Annotated in this window: 5 protein-coding genes; 3 read left to right on the forward strand and 2 right to left on the reverse strand. The window is 58.9% G+C overall.

All coding sequences use genetic code 11. The annotated features are described in order from the left end of the window. On the reverse strand, nt 1-238 hold a 238-nt coding region (locus tag HX846_RS28930), incomplete at its 3' end, for a flavodoxin domain-containing protein (RefSeq protein ID WP_178966646.1). 113 nt (nt 239-351) lie between these two features. Between HX846_RS28930 and HX846_RS28935 the strand changes: the two genes are divergently transcribed. Both HX846_RS28935 and HX846_RS28940 read left to right on the forward strand, forming a co-directional pair. Next, the gene (locus HX846_RS28935) at nt 352-819 is read left to right on the forward strand and encodes a PAS domain-containing protein (RefSeq protein ID WP_003208484.1); all 468 of its coding nucleotides are present in this window, start codon (nt 352-354) and stop codon (nt 817-819) included. 58 nt (nt 820-877) lie between these two features. After that, nucleotides 878-1,483 (forward strand): hypothetical protein, encoded by a 606-nt coding sequence (locus HX846_RS28940; protein ID WP_003208483.1) that lies wholly within the window; start codon nt 878-880, stop codon nt 1,481-1,483. Between the two features lie 2 nt (nt 1,484-1,485). On the opposite strand, the gene HX846_RS28945 is transcribed toward HX846_RS28940, so the two are convergent. After that, nucleotides 1,486-2,442: a MerR family transcriptional regulator gene (locus HX846_RS28945; RefSeq protein WP_043225723.1), complete on the reverse strand. Its 957-nt coding sequence runs from the start codon at nt 2,440-2,442 to the stop codon at nt 1,486-1,488. 215 nt (nt 2,443-2,657) lie between these two features. Here HX846_RS28945 and HX846_RS28950 point away from each other — a divergent pair. Further along, on the forward strand, nt 2,658-2,969 hold a 312-nt coding region (locus HX846_RS28950; protein WP_372242021.1), incomplete at its 3' end, for an antibiotic biosynthesis monooxygenase.

Here is a 2,969-nt window from a genome sequence, read left to right on the forward strand (position 1 = left end):
CCGGCAGTTGGTCGCGAATGGTCGAGTAAAGCGGCTGCAGGTTGTCGGGCAGTTCGCCCATGCCAGTGGTGGACGTCACGGCCAGGAAGGCTTCCGGAGCAAAGCCCTGTACGTCGGCGAGGGTTGCCCGCGGGTTGTGCCAGGCGTCGAAGCCGGCAGCGTTGAGGATGCTTGCAGCATGACGGGCGACTTCTTCAGCCGTGCCGTACACCGAGCCGGAAAGGATGGCGACTTTCATCAATCTGATCCTGTAGCTGACTAAAAGCCTGGGATATTAACAGCTGGGGCCCATGGACAGGCTGCCGGCATGTCTTAAACTGCAAACTCCAACTACAAGCCATGGACCGCTCAATGATTAACGCCAAGCTGATGCAACTGGTGATCAACGCTTCCAACGACGGCATCGTTATCGCCGAGCGCGAAGGCAAGGACAAGCCACTGATTTATGTGAACCCGGCCTTCGAGCGCATGACTGGCTACACCCTCGACGAAATCCTCTATCAGGACTGCCGCTTCCTGCAATCGGGCGATCGTGACCAGCCGGGGCTGATGGCGATTCGCGAAGCCCTGGAGAGTGGCGGCGCCTGCCGGGAAATCCTGCGCAATTACCGCAAGGACGGCACGCATTTCTGGAACGAGCTGTCGTTATCGACGGTTTATAACCCGGCCGACAAGCAGACCTACTTTGTCGGTGTGCAGAAGGATGTGACCGTTCAGGTCAAGGCCCAGCAGCGTGTCGCGCAACTGGAAGCCCAGTTGGCTGACCTCAAGGCGGAGCTTGCGGCACTCAAGGCGACGAGCGGATCTAACAAAAACTAGAAAACGCGGTCTTTAAAGAGATAATGGCGTTTTAATACCTTTTTCTTGAGCAAGATCAATGCAACGCGACGCGCTTTTGACGCAGGACGAGCTGGATTTTATTCAGACCATGCACCATAACCCGCAACTCAATGTGCGGGACGCGTCGTCGAGCCTGACGGTCAATGGCGGTGCGCAGATTCGTGATCTGCTCACCCGCCTGGCCGCCCATGACCATGTCACCCTCCAGGCCCAATTCGACAACCAGCAAATGACGTTTCCGCTGCAATTGGTGGAAGACGAGTTTCATGCCGTGCATCTGCGGCTGGGTGTACCGAGTATTTTCGAAGACGGGCCGATGATCCGCCCGTGGCGCCTGGCGCTCGAAGAGCCGGTACCCCTGGAAAACATCAAGGGCCAGCCCGGTGCGCTGTGGGTGCATGAGGTGTCATTCAAGGGATTGCTGGTGGAAATTCGCGGGCGGATCAAGGCGCCAAGAACCTTTTCGCTGTGGTTCAGTCCGTCCGGGTACGAGCGCATTTCGGTGCGGGGCACGCTGGAACGGGAAACTGCCCGAGGATTGTTCGCCTACCGCCTGAGCCAGAACGATGTGGATGAGACCGAGCGCCTGCGCCAGTTTATCCTGCAGCAACATCGCCTGTTTCACCCCGAAGTCCACGCCTGAAGTCAGGTATCCAGGTTACCGCGCAGAAACTGCTGCAAGCGGCGCTGCATCAATCGCCCTTCGTTACCCAGGCAGCCAACGGATGAACCCGCCAGTTGTTCCTGCGCCAACTCCGCCGCATCGCCGGCCAGCAACAGCGGGCAATCCAGGGTCAGGGCCAGCCGTTCAAGGCGCCGAGGCAAGCCATTGGCCGGAGAGTGATTGGAGAACACCACAAGGGCTTGTGGCCTGGTTTTTTCACAGACAAGGGTCAATTCATCCATCGGCTGGCCCACAGCCAGAACCTTGACCGCCAACTCGTCACCGCTCATCAACAGGCCTGCGACCAACAACTCCAGCTCTCGGCACTCCCCCGCAATGGCCGCCAGCAATACCCGTGGCGCCGCTGAGGCACAGCCTATCTGCAGGCGTTTCCAGGTTCGGCTGCGCAGAAATCCATCAAAAAACAGCCATTCACTGGTTTGTCCAAACAACCCCTGATGTCGCAACAGTTGCTGCCAGAGGGGCATCAGGATGTCCTGGAACACCACCGCGACCGGGTAGGCAGCGAAAATCTGGCCATACAACCGGTCCAGTTGCCGGTCGTCGAAGGCACCGACGGCCGTTCGCAACTGCGCCTGCCATTGGGCCCATTCATGCTCTGCACCTGCCGGCGAAGCAGCCGCCGCTTCGACTTGATGATCGTCGCGCGCGAGGATCTTGCCGACCTTGCTCACGGCCACGCCACGCTCGATCCAGTCAAGAATGCGATGAACGGTCTCGATATCGGTGCGCGAATACAGGCGGTGCCCACTTTCGGTGCGAACCGGGTGGATCAGCCCGTAACGCCGTTCCCAGGCACGCAAGGTGACAGGGTTGATGCCTGTCAATCTCGCGACTTCGCGAATCGGAAACAGCTCATCGGAATCGGCAGGGTTGCCAAGGGCCATTTCGGGACGTGGAGCAGTCATTACAGACATCAGGGCATCAATATACTGTCAGGAACTTGGATCCCATTTAACGCCCATACAGCTGTCCGATTCAAGGTCTTCGACAAGCCGACCAATGTCGCTGGTGTATTTCTGCAAAACAGGAATAATCCTTGCCTGTTTTTTCAACGTGGCTGCTTACCCCGCAGCTTCGTTCGTGCGCCGCCTACCCGGCCCAGTGCACCTGATCCTTATGGAGATACACAATGTCTACCTCCCCCGTCACCCTGATGGTTGCGCGCCGCGTGGCCAAGGGCCGCTATGAAGAGTTGATGGCCTGGCTGCGCGAAGGCGAGCAATTGGCCACGGACTTCCCCGGTTACCTGGGTTCAGGCGTGCTTGCACCGCCGCCCAACGATGACGAGTTCCAGATTATTTTCCGTTTCGCCGACGAAAAAACCCTGCATGCGTGGGAGTTTTCCGCCTCCCGTGGTGCATGGCTCGGGCGTGGCAGTGAGCTGTTTGCTGCGCCGTCGGAGCATCGCGTACGCGGTATCGACGGCTGGTTTGGCGCCGCC

It is taken from the genome of Pseudomonas sp. K5002, assembly GCF_013386655.1.
In the GTDB taxonomy this organism is placed as follows: Bacteria; Pseudomonadota; Gammaproteobacteria; order Pseudomonadales; family Pseudomonadaceae; genus Aquipseudomonas.

Coding starts and splice junctions, on each gene's coding strand:
- HX846_RS28935 (WP_003208484.1), top strand. CDS start 352: ATGATTAACGCCAAGCTGATGCAACTGGTGATCAACGCTTCCAACGAC.
- HX846_RS28945 (WP_043225723.1), bottom strand. CDS start 2,442: ATGTCTGTAATGACTGCTCCACGTCCCGAAATGGCCCTTGGCAACCCT.
- HX846_RS28940 (WP_003208483.1), top strand. CDS start 878: ATGCAACGCGACGCGCTTTTGACGCAGGACGAGCTGGATTTTATTCAG.